Here is an 18,128-nt window from a genome sequence, read left to right as displayed (position 1 = left end):
TACCGACACCGACGGCATTATACTCCGTCCAAGATCGGCAGCTCCGCCACTGATGTCAATTCCGTGCCTGCACTTATGCGTCCGGCGAAGCTGCGCCGTCCTCGGCCAATCTGTCAGGCTGCATCAACAGGAGATGCGCGCTGACCTTCAGCCCGCGCGCTATTCGCTCGATATTGTCGATGGACACGTTGCGCTCACCCCGCTCAACGCCACCGAAATATGTCCGGTCCATCTCGATATCGTAGGCAAAGTCCTGCTGACTGACGCCGAGCGCCTTCCGATAGCGACGGACATTTGCCGCCACGATGCCACGTAAAAGTCCAGGGCAAGTGCGTTTCACCCTTCATAATTCGCCCGCAAGATGGTTATAAGGCGACGGGTTTTAAGTATCATTTTTTCCGTTACGATGAGAATCGGGTGTCGGCCGGAGATAGCGATATGTGCGCGCATGAATAGTCGTCTACCTGTCGACCGATCGCTCGATCGTCCTGGATTCCTGTTTAGATCTCGCGGCTTACACGATGATGCCGTCTGCCCACGCGCAAGTCGTCCTTGGACCTTTTCTGGACTGCCCTGCGGCGCTTTCTTCTCTCCTGCGGAAAGCTCCCGGCGGTTCGAGCCCGCCAGCTATAACAAAATCCGCTGGCGGGGAGGGCGGGGTCCAAGGCCCCGCCCTCATCGTTTCAACGCCAAAGGGATTGGCGCATAAATGGGAGTAAACGGTGCATGAGGACACAATCGGAAGGGATGGCCGATGACGGCGCTGCGATTCTTGTCGTCGAGGACGAGGCGCTCGTGCGTGCCATGGCGGCCGACATTCTTTTGGACGCGGGCTATCGCATCTTCCAGGCGGGCGATGCACCAGACGCGCTGGCCATCCTGGAGGAACGGGACGATATCGGAGCGGTGTTCACCGATATTGAGATGCCGGGAATGACCGGCCTCGCCCTGGCCGCGACGATACGCGATCGCTGGCCCTGCGTCGCTCTCCTCATAACCTCGGGCCGGCTGCGGCCAGGCGCTGGCGAGATGCCGACTGGAGCCGACTATCTCGCCAAGCCCTATCATCCCGACGAACTGGTCGCAGCACTGGGCAGTATGCTTCTTTAGGCTGATTGGTCGCCACTGAACCATGGACCAGCGGACCCGCCACCGACGCCGGTTGCGCGATTGACTTATGGCTCACCGGGGTCGCTGTCACAATATGGTATCATATCACTCCTAGGGAGCGAGGCCTGCACTCACAGGGTCAGGCTCGGACGCGCGACCTTCGCAAGACGGGCAATCCCGCCATGGCGAAGCGCGATCGAGAATGGATGGAGCACATCAAGGCGATGGCACGCTTGCGGCTCCTCATGCCGATAGCGTGGTCGCCTCCGGCTCTCCCAAGCAGTTCTCCCTCGAGATGCTTTATCGGGCTCATTTTCGCGACCTGGCACGCTACCTTGCCAGGCGCTTCGGCTCCGGGCCACCCGAGCCGGAGGAAGTCGCCCAGGCGGCATTTGCCAGACTGGCTGCCGCCGACAATTTCGCCAGCCTCGATGATCCACGCGGCTATCTCTATACGATCGCGTGCAATCTTGTGATCGACCATCAGCGCCGGCAGGGTCATCGCAACGCGATGCATCGCGATTTATCCTATCTCGATGCATATCTTCTGTCAGAACCCTCGCCTGAACGCGTCCTCCTTGCCAAAGAGCGATTTGCGATTTTCGAGGAGGCGCTCCGGGCCATGCCGAAGATGAGGCGGCGTATGTTCCTTCTCGTGCGTGCGGAGGGCCACGCGCCGCGAGAGGTCGCTCGCCAGTTCGGCATGTCGGAGGATGCGATCTACAAACATGTGCAGCGCGCCCTCGAAGATTGCGCGTATGCGTTCGAAAAGGCGGAACGGCGAGGGTGAGCGGCGAAGATCGGAAGCAAGAAAGGCTTCATGCCGATGCCGAGCGCGCAACTATTGCCGCGCGCCCGAACCATGTCCATCATGCGGAGATGGAAGGTGAGAAGGACGGTCCGCCGGAATCCTGGCTTAACGAAAGTCAGGCCCCGCGTCGGCATATGCATTTCGCGTGGCGGGAAGCGGCCCATCTCACGGAACACCCGGCCTATTCCGACCTGCTGGGCACGCCGACATTTCGCGAACGCCTTGTGGCACTCCGGCATGGGCTGAGCAATTCGCGGCTGCCTGCCGTCACGGCGCCCCGCCTGGCATTGGCTTGTGTGGTAGCGGTGCTCATCTTCTCCGGCGCCTGGATCTTGCGGCCGCATAGTCCCGACTATGCCACCCAGATCGCCGAGGTGCGGAACGTTCCCTTGGCCGACGGGAGTATCGTCACGCTCGGCGCACGCTCGGCGCTCGATGTGGTGTTCACGAACAGCGAGCGGCGGGTCCGCCTGACAAAAGGCGAAGCCTTCTTCTCGGTCTTTCACGACCCGTCACGTCCATTCATCGTGCTTGTCGGCGACAAGCGCATCCGGGTCGTGGGCACGAAATTCAACGTCAATTATGATGGCAGCCGCGTCCGCGTTTCCGTCCTGCAAGGGATCGTCGACGTCTTGCCCGGATCAGTCGCCTCCAACCAGTCGCCTGGCCCAGACCGAAACGCTGCGACGCAGATAGTGAGGCTCGTCAGGGGGCAGCAGCTTGTGGCGACCGAAATGGGTCCACTTGGCCTTCCGGAGTCCTTGCACGGCACGGAGCCAGGCGCGTGGCGCAATGGCCGCCTCGACTATCAGGACGCCCCACTCGCCGAGATCATCTCGGATGCGACCCGCTATTCTCCGCACCCGATCAAGATCATGTCGCCTTCGCTCGGCGACGAGCGCCTCACGACGTCCTTCCGGACCACGCAGATCGACCAGATGCTGGAGACGCTGCCGAACACTTTGCCGATCCTTGTTCGACGGGACGCGGATGGCACGATCAGATTGGAGCGTAGTTTCAGAGCCGGCGAATAGTCGTCGCGCGATCGCATTTTTTTGCGGCTGCGAAATTTTCTCTGTCCAGATCCCCAACCTCATTCGTCCGGTCGCCCGGGTGTGCATCCAGAGAGTCATCATCGCGGACGGTCGATGGATGCACCCCGCTGATGTGCAATGAGCAAGGGGGACTGGTTCCGTGAAGAAGATCGTCGGATTTGCGTTGATGGGTATGGTGTCGTTGCCGGCGCTGGTGGCGGGAAGCCCCGCATTCGCGCAGGAGGCGGCGGCCCGGCGCGACTTCGACATTCCGTCGCAGCCGCTCGCCTCGGCGCTCGTCGAGTTCTCACGTCAGGGCGATGTTGTGGTGACGGCCCAGGCGCGCCTCACGCGCGGCCGAACGTCGCGGGCTATCCGGGGGACCTATACGCCGCGGGAGGTGCTGCAGACGCTGCTGGCTGGCTCAGGCTTGCGTTTTCAAGCCAGCTCAAATGGCGCCTACACCATCGTCCAGGATACGAGGCCGAGCAAACAGGTCGGCACCGGGAGCATCGGCGGTCAGGTGATTGATCCTGCGACTGGAGACTATAAGCGCGACGCTATCATCCGTATCGTCACGGCCAGCGGCGAGCGGCGGACGGTTACTTCGGAAGAAGGCGGTGAGTATCGGATCGTCGATGTGCCGGCCGGCGTCGCTACCCTCACGGTCAGCTTCACCGGCTATGCCGAACAGAGCGCGACCGTGGACGTGGCGGCTGGCGAGACGGCAAGGCGCGATTTTGCGCTGTCAGCGCCGGGAGACGGGCAGGCAGGAGTCGAAATCGTCGTGACGGGCGTGCGGGAAGGCGATGCCCGGGCGATCATGGCTCAGCGCCGGTCGATGAACATTACCAACAATCTGTCGTCGGAATCCTTCGGGGAAGTGTCGGAAGGCAATATCGGCGAATTCCTGAAGTTCATGCCGGGGGTAGCCACGCAGAATCAGGGCGGGGCCGACGACACGGTGCGCTATGTGAGCCTGAGAGGCTTGCCCCCGGAATATACGTCCGTCACTATCAACGGCATCAGCGTAGCCGGCGCCGATGCCAATGAAGGGGCGGCAAGCTCGCGCGCCTTCAGCTTCGAGCAGGCATCGCTCAGCAGTATCGATTCCATCGAGATTTCCAAGACGATCAGCGCCGATGTCGATGCCAATGCGCCGGCCGGCACAATCGACCTGCGGACCAAGCGCGCCTTCGACCGCAGGGGCCGGCGGATCACCATGTCGCTCAACGCCACCACCCAATCGGACCTGTGGGACAGCCGCCGCGCGGGACCGACAGAAACGGGCGGCAAGGGGCGTTTCCGTCCCGGCGGCTCGATCGAATACTCCGATGTCTTCCTCGATGGCCGCCTGGGCGTGCTGGCCAGCGCCAGCCTGTCACGCACTCATACGGAACTGGAGACGGTCCAGAACGGATGGAACTATGTCCCCACCGCCGCGAGTCCCGATCCCCTCGCCTCAGCGTCGCTCCTGGGGCGTGTGACCGCTCAGGAGGTATCGAGGTTCTCGACCAACGTCACGGTCGATTTCAAGGCGAGCGATGCCCTCACGCTGTCGCTCATGTCGATCTACAACCGCTCCTACAATCTGTCGGACCAGCGCACCTTCACTTTCACGAGCGGCGCCCGGGCGCGCGGCCTTGCCGGCAACCCCTCCTTCGACTTCACGACACAGCAACTCGACACGGCAAACACCTTGACGGCCGGCTCGAACACCATCGCGAAAAAGGGCAGCGGCCTGACCTTGGTGCCGAGCTTCGAGTTCCGGCAGAACCGGGTCACGCTGGACGGCAATTTCGCCTATTCCAACTCGCGCAGTAGCTACGATCCCCTCGGCGAGGAAGGCGCGGTCTTCAATCTCGCGAACGCGCCGACCTCGCGGGGCAATTTCTCGGCGCAACGCAGCGAGAGCTATCAGGCCGCGGATTGGGCAATCAACCAGATAAGCGGCCGGGACTGGAGCGATCCGGCGAGCTTCAATGTGTCGTCGCTTGTCCTCAATACTCAGGACGGACGATCGGCGGACGTCGAACGTCTGGGTGGCGCGCTGAACCTGGCATTCGAGGCACCGTTCGCCTTTGCGCCCGTGACCTTCAAGACAGGGATCAAGCTGCAACGTAGCACCTATGAATATGAGAACCAGCGAGAAGCCCATCGCTACCAATATGTGGGGCCGCTCGGCACCGCCGAGTTCCTGTCCCGGATACAAAGCGGCACGCCGCTCTCCTTCAACAATTCGGGTTTCAGCTACTACTCGCTCTCGGGCTCGCCCAACCTGTACATGCCCAGCAATTACCTGCTCGGCCAACTCTTCCGCGAGAATCCTGAGCAGTTCACACACACTATGACGGCTGCGAACTACTACAACGCCTTCATCGCCAATAGCCGGCATTTCGAAGAGGACACGAACGCGGCCTACGCCATGGCGACCGCGCCGCTCGCCGGCTGGCTCACCGTGCGCGCCGGCCTGCGCTGGGAGCAGACGAGGACGCGATCGCTTGAGCCCGATCCGCTGTCGGCCGCTGAGATGGAGGCAGCCGGCTATACGGTCTCTCCCACGACCGGACAGGCGACGACGGTCGAGGGCATCCAACATCAATATGAATCGCGCCCGCGGGTCGCGCGCAAGGGCAGCTACGACTATTTCTTCCCCAGCGCCTCGACGAAAATCTCCATTTTCCGCAATACCGATCTCCAGCTTGGCTATAGCCGCACCATTCGCAGGCCCGAGGTCAATGTGCTTGCCGGCGTGTGGTCGGTCAATGAAACGACGCAAACCGTCACCGCGCCCAACCCGGGCCTGACGCCCGAGCTTTCGGACAATTTCTCGGTGAGGCTGGCGCAGTATTTCGAGCCTGTGGGCCTCATCGCGGTCAACTATTTCCGCAACAAGCTCAAGGGCGCCTTCCAGGTCCAGGAAATGACCGCGCAGGAATTTGGCTACACCGGCACTGAATATGCCGATTATTTGTTCCGCACTACGACCACGGTCGGCGATGGCACGATCGACATCCAGGGCGTCGAGCTCGAATTCAACTATTCGCTGGAGCGCCTCCTCCCCTCGCCCTTCAACGGCCTGACGCTTCGCGGCTCTTACACCTATACCCACCCCGATGAGCCGATCTCGCTCACGCCCGAAAACATGGTGACGCTTGCGCTCGCCTACCGGACAGGTCCCGTTCGGCTCTATCTCAACACGGTCTGGACCGATGACCGGCCTGGAACGCTCTCGAGCGGCACCTACGACCGGGCGCGCTGGGATGTCAATCTGTCCGGCAGCTACCAGATCAAGCCCGGCTTCCAAGCCTATTTCGCGGTGCGTAACCTGCTCAACAAGCCCATGTATCGTATGGCGCCGGGAGTGGAGAATGCCTTCGGCTCGGCTCCCGGTCATGTCGCCAACTACAACCATGCGGGCGTCAACGGCACCGTCGGTCTACGCGCGACCTTCTGATCACCCTGCCCCATCCATCGCTCTCAACAGGTGCTCCATGCCGACCTTTGATCGCCGAACCGTCCTCATGTCCGCAGGCGGGCTGGCACTGTTTGCCGGCCTCGACCCATTCACGCGGGCGTGGGCAGCACCGAAATTCTCCTACGACCCCTTTGCTCTCGGAGTTGCCTCGGGCGATCCCTGGCCGGACGGCTTCATAATCTGGACGCGCCTCGCACCCAAACCTCTGGAGCTGCATGCTGGCATGCCGGCGCTCGCGGTGCCCGTGCGCTGGGAAGTGGCGGAGGACGAGCGTTTTGCCCGCATCGTCCGTGCTGGCGAGGAGATCGCCCGACCTGAGCTGGCCCATAGCGTCCATGTCGAAGTCGGGGGCCTGCAGCCTTCGCGGCCCTATTGGTACCGTTTCCTGGTCGAGGGCGGCGAGGCGAGCCCCGTGGGCAGGGTCCGCACCGCGCCGGCCGGGGGCACGTTGCCGAATCGCGTGCGGCTCGGGCTTGCCGGCTGCCAATCCTATCCGCAAGGCTGGTACGATGCTTGGCGCCATTTGAGCGAGGAGCCGAATCTCGACGCCGTCTTCCACTATGGCGACTACATCTACGAAAACGGGCGTACCAGCTCCTACGTAATCAAGGATGCCGCCGGACAGGTCGCCGATCGCACTCACGCGAGCGACGAAATCTATAGCCTGGATGACTATCGTGGGCGCTATGCCCAGTACAAGGCCGATCCCGATCTCAAGGCTGCCCATCATGCCGCTGCCTTCATCATGTCCTTCGACGATCATGAAGTGGACAATAACTGGGCATCCGTCTTCGATCAGGACGGCACCGCGCCCGAGCTTTTCCTCCTGCGCCGCTTCGCCGCCATGCAGGCTTGGTATGAACATATGCCCGTGCGAAAGGCGCAGTTCCCGCGCCCCGATGGCCTGACCATGTATCGTCGTCTCGACTATGGTCGGCTGCTGCGTATGCATGTCCTCGACACCCGTAGCTATCGCAGCGACCAGCTTTGCGACAGACCGGAGGAGCAAGCCTGCCGGCGCGAGGCCGGACCGGATTCGACCATGCTGGGCACGGCGCAAGAAGCCTGGCTCGGCGAAGGGCTTCGCAACGATGCCTGCTGGAACCTCATCGCCCAGCAGGTGCGTACCATGCCGCTGGTCCGGCGCCAGCCGGATGGCAGTCCCGGACCGATCGCCACCGACTCCTGGGATGGCTACCCGGCAGCGCGCGCCCGGCTGGTGCGGACGATCGTGGAGCGCAACCTTACGAATGTCGTTATCGCCACAGGCGATGCCCACATCCACAATGTCGGGGTCGTTCCCGCTCGGGATGACGAACTGGATGGGCCAGCGGCCGCGACGGAGTTCCTCGGCACGTCGATCTCTTCCGGCGGCGACGGGGTGGCGGACAGCGCAGCCAGACAGGCATATCTGCGCTACAATCCCCATTTCGCGCTGATGAACCAGCAGCGTGGCTACCAGACCTTCGACATAACGCCGGCGGAATGGCGCGCCGACATCAAGGCACTGGATCAGGTCCAGTCGCCGGGAGGACAGCTCAACACGCTCGCCCGCTATGTCGTATCTCCTGATAAGCCAAAACTGCATATCGGATAGGATGTCGGCGCTGCCTGCCCCATAGCATCCCGCCACTTCCGTCGTGCGAACTCGCCGTTTGCACTCAGTAGAATGGCTAGCGCCTTCAGGCCTGGTGGGCCGAGCAACGATCCTAACCCTTCGCGTCCCGCCCCCGCCGTTCGCGCGAGACTATGCCCACGCCGAGGCGGCTATCAGCGCCATGTCGAAAACGGTCACGGATGGCTGGACCCAATTTCACGGATCGGCCTGATCCAGGCCGACTGGCCGCCGAAGATCTGTCAGGCAACGAATGATTCTCGATTTCACGCCACCTGTTGCGAACGTCTTCACTTACGGCTAGCCAGAATAACCTGCCTGTCCCCTCCGAACAGACCGAGAAGCTCACAAAGCATGACCGAAGCAACCGAACGCGACAGCACACTCATCAACCTCGCCGCCGACATCGTGGCTGCGCATGTGACGAACAACAGCGTCGCGATCGCCGATCTGCCGTTGCTGATCCGCAATGTTTACGATGCGCTGAGCGATCTCGGCAACGCAGAAACCGCGCAGGAGGTGAAACAGGAGCCTGCAGTGTCGATCCGCGCGTCGGTCAAACCGGACTATGTCGTGTGTCTCGAGGACGGCAAGAAACTGAAGATGCTCAAGCGTCATCTGATGACGCATTATCAGATGACGCCGGCCGACTACCGCGCAAAGTGGAATCTGCCGCCCGACTATCCCATGGTCGCTCCCAACTATGCAGAGCAGCGCCGCACGCTGGCTAAGAAGATCGGACTCGGCCGCAAGCCCAAGGCAGTCGAGCCGGCGCAGGCGCCCAAGGCGAGAAAGGCGCCGGTAGCACGGAAGCCGCGCAAGAGGGCGGTCGAGGCCCCGCAGCCCGCATAGGGCACCGGCGCCGGTGGAGGCCTTTCGGCATCCCCGGCTCTCGACGGTGTCTGGAACAGCATCGTCCGTGGAGCGTCACGATCGCGCAACGGCACAGGTGCAAGTGGGGCATCACCACTTCGAATGAGGTAGCGATGCTAGCGTTCAGCCGTCTCCAGCTTGCCTTGGTCCTTTGCGCAGCGCTCTTCATGGCCTCCGCCCCTGCCTGGGCTGAGAAATTCACCGTCGCGGTTGTGCCGGATACGCAGAACTACGCCGACGCCACCCTCCCCCAGCCTCGCGGAGCGGACACCTTCGCCCAGCAGATGAAATATCTGGTGGACCAACGCGAAGAGAAGAATCTGGTGTTCGCCACCTTCGTCGGCGACATCGTGCAGCATGGCGACGGCCAGTTTCGCCAGAAGGTCGAGGGCGGCGCCGAAGATCAGTTCCGCACTTGGGACACCCGCGCCGAATGGGACAATGCCAATCGCGCCGTTTCGATCCTCAGCCGCTCGCCGATTCCTTTCGGGATGGTCCCCGGCAATCACGACTATGACAATTACAGCTGGTGGGAGGGGCCGGACAGCCCCGGCGCGGCACGGCCGCTTTCCGGCGGCCGGACATGGGAATATTATTTCGGCCCACAATCCCGACATTTCGCGGGCAGGCCCTGGTTTGGCGGCGCCTACAATCAGGGGCTGAACAGCTATCAGCGCTTCCCGGGCGGCGGAAAGCGCTTCTTGCACTTGGCGCTGGAGATGCAGCCGACTCCGGCCATCCTCGCGTGGGCGCAAGGCGTGATCGACGCCAATCCCGGTCTTCCGGTCATCGTCACCACGCACGAATGGCTGCTTCCCGCCCTAAGCGGCAAAACCGAGCGATCCAACGGCTATGAGAGCTATTTCGCGGGCAGCGACCATCTGCCGCCCGACGAGGTCTGGGATCGTTTCATCCGTAAGAATCCAGCGATCTTCCTGGTCCTCAGCGGCCATATGTGGACGCCGACCCTGGACGGCGTTTCGCAGGGCGAGAATCTGCGGATCGACCGCAACGATGCCGGCTATCCGGTCTATCAGGTGTTGCAGGACTATCAGGGCAATACGATCGGCCCGGATGGAACACCGGGTTCGGCCAATGGCGGTGCGGGCTGGCTGCGCTTCATCGAGTTCGACACCGAAAGACGCAAGATCCACTTCTACACCTATTCGCCACTGCTCGGCCGCTTTGCGGGCCGGAACGGCGAAGAGACGTTCGGGGTCCCCGCGCGCTACTCGGACTTCGAGCTGGATTTCCCGCCTCAGCTGCTGAATTGACGCTATGGGCTATCGGCTGGACCTGATCCAGGACTCGAAACGGAGGTGGCGATGCGCGTTCTCATCCTCGACGGCCATCCCGACGATGGCCGGCTCGTTAGCCATCTGCTCGACCACTATCAGGCCGCACTGGGCGACGACGCGGACATCGAGAGGATCGCGGTGCGCGATCTCGCCTTCGAGCCGAACCTTCGTCGGGGCTACAAGGAAGTTCAGCCTTGGGAGCCGGACCTCGAACGCGTCAGCGCAGCCATCGCGGCCTGCGATCATCTGGTCGTCGGCTTCCCGATGTGGTGGGGGGGCGAGCCGGCTCAGCTCAAGGGCTTGATTGACCGCGTGCTCCTGCCGGGGTTCGCGTTCCGTTACCACCGCGACAATCCGTTCTGGGACCGGTTGCTGGCGGGCCGCTCAGCCGATGCGATCATCACCACGGACACGCCGTCCTGGTATCTGCGGTGGGTTTACGGCAATCCGGTCGTGCGCCGCTGGCGCGGCCAGATATTCGGCTTTTGCGGTTTCAAGCCAGTCCGCATCCTCAAGCTCGGCCCGACGCGACAGGGCGGCGCCGAAAAGCAACTCCCGGCCTGGCGCAGCAAGGTCGAACGGCTCGCGGCCTCCACCACGTCGCTGCGGCGGGCCGCCAAGGTCGATCACGCGGGCGACCCGGTCGTCTAACGGTCCTTCGATCGCCTCGATGCCTTGTTCCTTCAAGATGGTCCTTCATTTCCTCCAGCTATAAAGGTCGATGTTGCCGTCTCAGAATGTCAAAGCAATCGCTATAGAGGGCTGGTTGCTTATTGAGAGGGCACAAGAAAATGACGGCAGGCGAAATCGAGGAAGTTGAAATGAAGCTGGAGCTGTCGGCCGAGGCGGCTGATGCCGTGGAAACCTCCGGCCTGTTCAGTGTCGAACCTGTCATCGTCCGCCAGCACGCTATCTATTTCGACACGCCCGACCACGCCTTGTTCGAGGCCGGCCTTTCCTTGCGCATCCGGCGCAATGGCGACCGCCGAATTCAGACTATCAAGGTCGACGGCGGCGCGGCGACGGGCTTGTTCGTGCGCCCGGAATGGGAATGGGACGTCGAGGATGACCGTCCCATGCTCGACGATACGACTCCGATCCCGGCGCTGATCGGGAAGAAGGTGGCCGAGATCGCGCCGCTGTTCACCGTCGAGAATGAGCGCCGCATCTGGGAGCATGACAGCATCGAAATCGCGCTCGATCGCGGCCGGATCGTCGCGGGCGAGCGCGAGACGCCGGTGCGCGAGATCGAGCTGGAGCAGAAGGGCGGCGACTTAGCAGCGTTGTTCGCTCTCGCGCGTCGGATCGACGCCGTGGCCCCGGCGCATCTGGGCGTGCTCAGCAAGGCGCAGCGCGGCTATCGGCTGCTGGGGCCGGCGCCGACCGCCGCCAAGGCGGGACCGATCGCACTAGCCGTAACGATGACGGCGGCCGACGCCTTTCTGACCATCGCCCGCGCCTGCCTCAAGCAATTCCGCCTCAACGAACCGCTGGTCCTCGACCATGATGATCCGGACGCGCTGCATCAGGCCCGTGTGGCGCTGCGCCGCCTGCGCTCAGCCCTGTCGATCCACAAGCCGATGCTTGGCGACGGGCGCGCGAAGACGTTGAACGGCGAACTACGCTGGCTGGCGGGTGAGTTGGGCAAGGCCCGCGATCTCGATGTGCTGGTCGAACGCGCCACGGATGGACCGCTACGCGACCGGCTCGGCCAGGCGCGCGTCGTCGCCTACGCTAACGCCGCCGTGGTGCTGCGGTCCGATCGGGCGAGGACGCTGATGATCGATCTCGCCGAATGGATCGCCATCGGGGAATGGCGCTCAGCGCCGGATGGCCAAGAAACCCGCGATCTGCCCGCGCGCGAGTTCGCGGCGAAGGCGCTCGACCGCTTCCGCCGCAAGGTCAAAAAGGGCGGCCGCGATCTAGAGGATCTGGACGATGAAGCGCGGCACGAGGTTCGCAAGGCCGCCAAGAAGCTGCGCTATGCGGCGGAGTTCTTCGCCGCCCTGTATGAGCGCAAGCGCGAGCGCCGCCGGCATAAGCAGTTCGTCGGCGCGCTCGAGGCGCTTCAGGACCAGCTCGGTGCGCTGAACGATCTCGCCACCGCCCCCGACGTTCTGAATGGCTTGGGGCTCGCAGATGATCCGCAGGCGGTCGCCTTGCTCGGAGCGGACAAGAAGGCCGATCTCCTCGAAACCGCTGCCGAAGCGCACGATGCGCTGGTGGATGCCAGACGCTTCTGGCGGTGAAATTCGGGCCAAGCAGAGGCCGTGCCCGCTGGCAAGTTCGATTGACTCTCTGCATCGATAGGAACAATTAGTGAACATTTGACCGTTTACGAGTGTTCTGTAAGTGCATGTCCGAGTCCGCAAACCCGCAATTAGCCGCGCTCCGCGCCCAAATCGCCCGCTTCGAATCGGGCAGCCGGGCGCGGTGCGGCGCGCTGCCCTTCGGCCTCGAGACGATCGACCGGAAGATTCCGGGCGGCGGCTTGGCGCTGGGCGCGCTGCACGAAGTGGCCGGCGGCGGCAACGGCGCGGTGCATGGCGCCGCTGCGGCGCTGTTCGCGGCCGGGATCGCCGCGCGCACGTCGGGCCAGGTGCTGTGGTGCGTGACGCGGCGCGACCTGTTCGCCCCGGCGCTGGCGCACGCAGGCTTGCATCCCGACCGAGTGCTCTACGCCGAGGTGGGCGACGAAAAGGCGGTGCTGGCCTGCATGGAGGAAGGTTTGCGCCATGGCGGCCTGTCGGCCGTGGTCGGCGAACTAGCCCGCCTGCCGATGGTCGCCTCGCGCCGTCTTCAACTCTGCGCGGAGGAATCCGGTACGATCGCGCTCGCTATCCGGCGATGGCGCCGCATGACCGAAGCGGCGGATTTCGGCCAGCCCACGGCCAGCGTCACGCGCTGGCGGGTGACAGCCCTGCCCTCCACGCCGTTGCCGGTGCCCGGCGTCGGACGGCCGCGCTGGCTGGTCGAGCTGCTCCGGGCGCGCGCCGGGGAGTGCGCGGACTTCACGCTGGATGCTTGCGATGACCAGGGCCGTCTCGCTCTACCTGCCGACCTGGCCCACGGACAGGCTGACACGGAGCCTGGGCGCCTCGGCGCCGTCGCCTGACGCGCCGCTGGTGCTGGTCGGCCGCGACGGGCGCAAGCGCGCCATCCTCGCCGCCAATGCCACCGCGCTGGCCGAAGGCGCAGCTCCCGGCATGGCGGTGGCCAAAGCGCAGGCGCTCATCACCGGCCTGATCGTGCGCGACGCCGATCCGGCGCGCGACGGTGCCGCGCTCGAACGCCTCGCGATCTGGGCGCTGCGCCGCTATTCGCCCGTGGTCGCGGTTGATCCGCCGGACGGCCTGCGTTTCGACATTGCGGGCGCGGCGCACCTGCTGGGCGGAGAGCCGGGCTTCGTCGCCGATCTCGCCCGGCGCTGCGCCGACAGCGGCCTGGCCGCGCGCATCGCCATCGCCCCGACCCACGGCGCTGCCCACGCGCTGGCGCGGTTCGGCTCCTCGCCGGCGATCATGGTGGCGCCGGCCGATTTGGACGCGGCGCTGGCGCCCTTGCCGATCGCGGCTCTCAGGCTCGACGCCACCGCCATCGACAGCCTGCGCCGGCTCGGCGTCGACACGGTGGGCGAACTGGAAGCCCTGCCGCGCGGCGCGGTCGCCCTGCGCTTCGGCCCCGCGATCCGCCGGCGGCTCGATCAAGCCTATGGCCGCGCGAGCGAGCCCTTCGAGCTGGTCGAGGCGCCCGAGCTGGTGCGCGTGCGCCGCGCCTTCGCCGAACCGATTGGCGCGCCCGAGACGCTGGCGCGTTATACCGGCAAGCTGGTGGTCCAGCTTTGCGAGGCGCTGGAGCAAAAGGGTCTGGGCGCGCGCCGGCTCGATCTGCTGTTCCATCGCGTCGATAATCGCATCGAGGCGATCCGCGCCGGGACCGCAAAGCCGCTGCGCGACGGCAAGCGGATGACCCGGCTGCTGTGCGACAAGATCGAGACCGTGGCGCCGGGGTTCGGGATCGAGCTGATGACGCTGACCGCAACCATCGCCGAGCCGCTCGACTATCGCGCCAGTGTGTCGAGCCTGATTGAGCCAGTGGCGCCCGATCTGTCCGATCTGGTCGACACGCTGGCGAATAGGATGGCGCACGGCAGGCTCTATCGCTGCGCGCCGACGCAAAGCGAGGTGCCCGAGCGCGGGGTCTGCCGCATCGAGGCGCTGGCCCCGCCGGTCGGCGTCACCTGGCCGGTGGACTGGCCGCGTCCGTCGCGTCTGCTCGATCCGCCGGCGCCAATCGAGGCCCTGGCGCTGCTGCCCGATCATCCCCCCGCGAGCTTCACCTGGGGCGGCGTCCGGCGCCGTGTGAAGCGCGCCGATGGCCCTGAACGCATCTTTGGGGAATGGTGGGTGCGCGACGGCGAGCTGGCGGCGGTCAGGGACTATTTCCAGGTCGAGGATGAAGCTGGGGAGCGGTTCTGGCTCTTCCGGCGCGGCGATGGCGAGGACACCGCCACCGGCGATCATCGCTGGTATCTGCATGGGATCTTCGCATGACGCGCTATGCGGAACTGCAATGCGCGTCGCACTTCTCGTTCCTGCGCGGGGCCAGTAGCGCGGAAGAGCTGTTCGCCGCAGCCGCGGTCCTCGGCATCGAGGCGCTAGCGGTCACTGATCGCAACAGCCTCGCAGGGATCGTCCGCGCTCATGAAGCGGCAAAGGCGACCGGCGTGCGCCTCGTCGTCGGCTGCCGCCTCGTGCTTGCCGACGGCACAGACTTGCTGGTCTATCCGACCGACCGGCCCGCCTATGCACGGCTGTGCCGGTTGCTGTCGATCGGCAAGGCGCGGGCCGGCAAGGCGAAGTGCGAGCTGCATTGGGACGATGTGCGCGACTGGAGCGAAGGGCTTCTCGCCGTCCTTGTCCCCGACGCCGCCGACGATCTGACGGTGCTCAAGCTGCGGCGCGTGGCGGACATATTCCCGGGTCGCGCCTGGCTGGCGCTGACGCTGCGCCGCCGCCCGCGCGATTTCCTGCGGCTGCACGCGCTGGTCAACATGGCGGCGCAGGCGGGCGTGCCGACCGTCGCCACCAACGATGTGCTGTTCCACCATCCCGACCGGCGGATGCTCCAGGACGTGATGACCTGCATCCGTGAGGGCGTCGCCATCGACGATGCCGGCTTCGCCAAGAACCGCCACGCTGACCGTTATCTGAAGCCCCCCGAGGAGATGGCTCGCCTGTTCCGGCTATGGCCGGAGGCGGTGGCGCGCTCGGCCGACATCGCCAATCGCTGCCACTTCAGCCTGAGCGAGTTGGCCTATCAATATCCGCACGAGGTGGTCGACGCTGGCCTGACCGCACAGGCCACGCTGGAGAGACGCACCTGGGAGGGCGCGGCCGAGCGCTATCCCGAAGGCGTGCCCGACGAAGTAGCCGCGACGCTGCGCCATGAGCTGGGGCTGATCGCCAGCCTCGACTATGCGCCATATTTCCTCACGGTCGACGCGATCGTGCGGCAGGCCCGCAAGCTGGGCATTCTCTGCCAGGGGCGCGGGAGCGCAGCCAATAGCGCCGTCTGCTATGTGCTGGGCGTCACCTCGATCGACCCGAGCCGCAACAGCTTGCTATTCGAGCGGTTCGTCTCGGCCGAACGGCGCGAGCCGCCCGACATCGATGTGGATTTCGAGCATCAACGTCGGGAAGAGGTGATCCAGTGGGTCTTTAATACCTATGGTCGGCATCGCGCGGCGCTGTGCTCGACCGTGATCCGCTATCGCGCCAAGGGGGCGCTGCGCGACGTCGGCAAGGCGATGGGCCTGCCCGAGGACATGATCGCGTTGCTGTCCTCGCAAATCTGGGGCTGGTCTACCGAAAGCGCCGAACCCAAGCATGCGGAGGAACTGAACCTCAATCTCGGCGATCGCCGCCTGCGGCTGACGCTCGACCTCGCGCGCCAGCTCATCGGTACGCCGCGCCATCTCAGCCAGCATCCCGGCGGCTTCGTCCTCACCGAAGATCGCCTGGACGAACTGGTGCCGATCGAACCGGCGGCGATGGAGGATCGCCAGGTGATCGAATGGGACAAGGATGACGTCGACGCCTTGAAGATGATGAAGGTCGACGTGCTGGCGCTGGGGATGCTGTCCTGTATGCGGCGCGGGTTCGACTTGCTGCGCGAGCACAAGGGCGTCGATCTCGATCTCGCGACCATCCCGGCGGAAGATCCACGCACCTATGCGATGATCCGCAAGGCGGACACCTTGGGCACCTTCCAGATCGAGAGCCGGGCGCAGATGGCCATGCTGCCTCGGATCAAGCCGCGGACCTATTACGACCTGGTCATTCAGGTGGCGATTGTCCGCCCCGGTCCGATCCAGGGCGACATGGTCCACCCCTATCTCCGGCGGCGCGAGGGGCTGGAGCCGGTCGACTATCCGACGCCCGAGCTGGAACGCGTGCTGGGCAAGACGCTCGGCGTGCCGCTCTTTCAGGAGCAGGCCATGCAGGTAGCGATGGTCTGCGCGGGCTTCTCCGCCAGCGAGGCCGATCAGCTTCGGCGCGCGATGGCCACCTTTAAACATACCGGCGGCGTGGTGAATTTCCGCGAACGCCTGCTCACCGGCATGGCCGAGCGCGGCTATGCCGAGGAATTCGCCGAGCGCACCGTGAACCAGCTCGAAGGGTTCGGCAGCTATGGCTTCCCGGAATCCCATGCCGCCAGCTTCGCCCTCATCGCCTATGCGTCGAGCTGGCTCAAATGCTGGCATCCCGATATCTTCTGCATCGCGCTCTTGAATAGCCAACCCATGGGATTCTACGCACCCGCGCAAATTGTCCGCGACGCGCGGGATCACGGCGTCGAGGTGCGGCCGGTTTGCGTCAACGCCTCGCGCTGGGACTGCACGCTGGAGCCGGTCGGCGAGGATCGGTTCGCCGTGCGTCTGGGTTTCAACCGGATCGCGGGCCTCGCCAACGACAACGCCGCCGCGATCGTCACGGCGCGCGCCGAGCGGCCGTTCGCCGATGTCGATGACGTCTGGCGCCGCGCCGGCGTGCCCGCCGCCGCGCTGGTCCAGCTCGCCGAGGCCGACGCCTTCCGTCCCGCGTTCGGCCTCGCCCGGCGCGAAGCTTTGTGGGCGATAAAGGCGCTGCGCGACGAACCCCTGCCGCTGTTCGCGGCGGCCAACGAGGATGGCCGTCCCGCGCCCGAGATCGTGGAAGAAGCTGTGCGCCTCAAGGCCATGACGGTGGGCCGGGAAGTGGTCGAGGATTATCGCCATGTCGGCCTGACGCTGCGCAAGCATCCGCTCGCCTTCCTGCGCGGAGAACTGGAGCGCGAGCGGTTCGTGTCCTGCGCTGCCGCAAATGGGCTGCGCGATGGCCGCGCAGTCCGCACCGCCGGCCTGGTACTGGTCCGCCAGCGGCCCGGATCGGCAAAGAACGTCACCTTCATTACCATCGAGGATGAGACCGGTATCGCCAATCTGGTCGTCTGGCCGGACCTTTACGAAAAGCAGCGCCGCATCGTGCTGACGGCCGCGATGCTCGGCATTCAGGGACGGGTCCAGCGCGAGGGCGACGTGATCCATCTGATCTGCGCGCGCCTGTTCGACCTGACGCCGCTGCTTTCCAGCCTGGGCGAGCGCGATGGTGTGTTCCCGAAGCCGGGCGGTCGGAGCGACGGCGCCCGGTTCGGCGCAACCGACGATCCGCGCGAGCGGCCGCCGCCGATGGCGAGCCTGCAGGGTCCAAACCGGGATGAGGGCGCGCTCCGGCTCAAGTCCCGGAATTTCCATTGAGGGCAGAATCATGAATGCCGCGTGCGGCTCGCCGGACGCGGAGCTGTAATTGTCGTTGAACATTCCTCGACGATTGCCGATTGGCCGGGTGCTGTAGCTATGGAAGGTCTG

General features: G+C 64.8%; 13 protein-coding genes. 12 read left to right on the top strand and 1 reads right to left on the bottom strand.

The features are described 5' to 3' along the window. Window positions 1–73: 73 nt before the first annotated feature. Entirely contained in the window at window positions 74–304 is a 231-nt protein-coding gene (locus KRZ98_RS24230) for a helix-turn-helix domain-containing protein (protein WP_368389844.1), read from the bottom strand. Between the two features lie 422 nt (window positions 305–726). On the opposite strand from KRZ98_RS24230, the gene KRZ98_RS17080 reads away from it, so the two are divergent. The 12 genes from KRZ98_RS17080 to KRZ98_RS17025 all read left to right on the top strand — a co-directional run bounded on the left by KRZ98_RS17080 (window position 727) and on the right by KRZ98_RS17025 (window position 18,017). Further along, window positions 727–1,110, top strand: a complete 384-nt coding sequence (locus KRZ98_RS17080; RefSeq protein WP_254798591.1) for a response regulator — start codon at window positions 727–729, stop codon at window positions 1,108–1,110. Window positions 1,111–1,312: 202 nt separating this feature from the next. Continuing rightward, window positions 1,313–1,900 (top strand): RNA polymerase sigma factor, encoded by a 588-nt coding sequence (locus KRZ98_RS17075; protein WP_217674636.1) that lies wholly within the window; start codon window positions 1,313–1,315, stop codon window positions 1,898–1,900. Then, a complete protein-coding gene (locus KRZ98_RS17070; RefSeq protein ID WP_217674635.1) occupies window positions 1,897–2,955 on the top strand; it encodes a FecR domain-containing protein in 1,059 nt (352 codons plus the stop codon). Before KRZ98_RS17075 ends, KRZ98_RS17070 begins: the two co-directional genes overlap by 4 nt. A gap of 160 nt (window positions 2,956–3,115) precedes the next feature. Further along, entirely contained in the window at window positions 3,116–6,412 is a 3,297-nt protein-coding gene (locus KRZ98_RS17065) for a TonB-dependent receptor (RefSeq protein WP_217674634.1), read from the top strand. A 37-nt stretch (window positions 6,413–6,449) separates the two neighbouring features. Then, window positions 6,450–8,030, top strand: a complete 1,581-nt coding sequence (locus tag KRZ98_RS17060) for an alkaline phosphatase (protein WP_217674633.1) — start codon at window positions 6,450–6,452, stop codon at window positions 8,028–8,030. A 372-nt stretch (window positions 8,031–8,402) separates the two neighbouring features. Beyond that, window positions 8,403–8,900, top strand: coding sequence for a MucR family transcriptional regulator (locus KRZ98_RS17055; RefSeq protein ID WP_217674632.1), 498 nt, complete (start codon window positions 8,403–8,405; stop codon window positions 8,898–8,900). A gap of 134 nt (window positions 8,901–9,034) precedes the next feature. Further along, window positions 9,035–10,195, top strand: a complete 1,161-nt coding sequence (locus tag KRZ98_RS17050) for a metallophosphoesterase (protein ID WP_217674631.1) — start codon at window positions 9,035–9,037, stop codon at window positions 10,193–10,195. 51 nt (window positions 10,196–10,246) lie between these two features. Further along, window positions 10,247–10,870, top strand: a complete 624-nt coding sequence (locus KRZ98_RS17045) for an NAD(P)H-dependent oxidoreductase (protein WP_217674630.1) — start codon at window positions 10,247–10,249, stop codon at window positions 10,868–10,870. Between the two features lie 140 nt (window positions 10,871–11,010). Continuing rightward, window positions 11,011–12,468, top strand: coding sequence for a CHAD domain-containing protein (locus tag KRZ98_RS17040; RefSeq protein ID WP_217674629.1), 1,458 nt, complete (start codon window positions 11,011–11,013; stop codon window positions 12,466–12,468). 107 nt (window positions 12,469–12,575) lie between these two features. Next, entirely contained in the window at window positions 12,576–13,334 is a 759-nt protein-coding gene (locus KRZ98_RS17035; RefSeq protein ID WP_217674628.1) for an ImuA family protein, read from the top strand. Further along, the gene (locus tag KRZ98_RS17030) at window positions 13,249–14,772 is read left to right on the top strand and encodes a DNA polymerase Y family protein (protein ID WP_217674627.1); all 1,524 of its coding nucleotides are present in this window, start codon (window positions 13,249–13,251) and stop codon (window positions 14,770–14,772) included. Before KRZ98_RS17035 ends, KRZ98_RS17030 begins: the two co-directional genes overlap by 86 nt. Next, the gene (locus tag KRZ98_RS17025; RefSeq protein ID WP_217674626.1) at window positions 14,769–18,017 is read left to right on the top strand and encodes an error-prone DNA polymerase; all 3,249 of its coding nucleotides are present in this window, start codon (window positions 14,769–14,771) and stop codon (window positions 18,015–18,017) included. The genes KRZ98_RS17030 and KRZ98_RS17025 overlap by 4 nt, the downstream gene beginning before the upstream one ends. Window positions 18,018–18,128: the final 111 nt, after the last annotated feature.

It is taken from the genome of Sphingobium sp. AS12 (assembly GCF_019097845.1).
Taxonomy (GTDB): domain Bacteria; phylum Pseudomonadota; class Alphaproteobacteria; order Sphingomonadales; family Sphingomonadaceae; genus Sphingobium.
The sequence above is the reverse complement of the archived record's forward strand: the minus strand, read 5'-3'. Positions and strand labels throughout refer to the sequence as shown.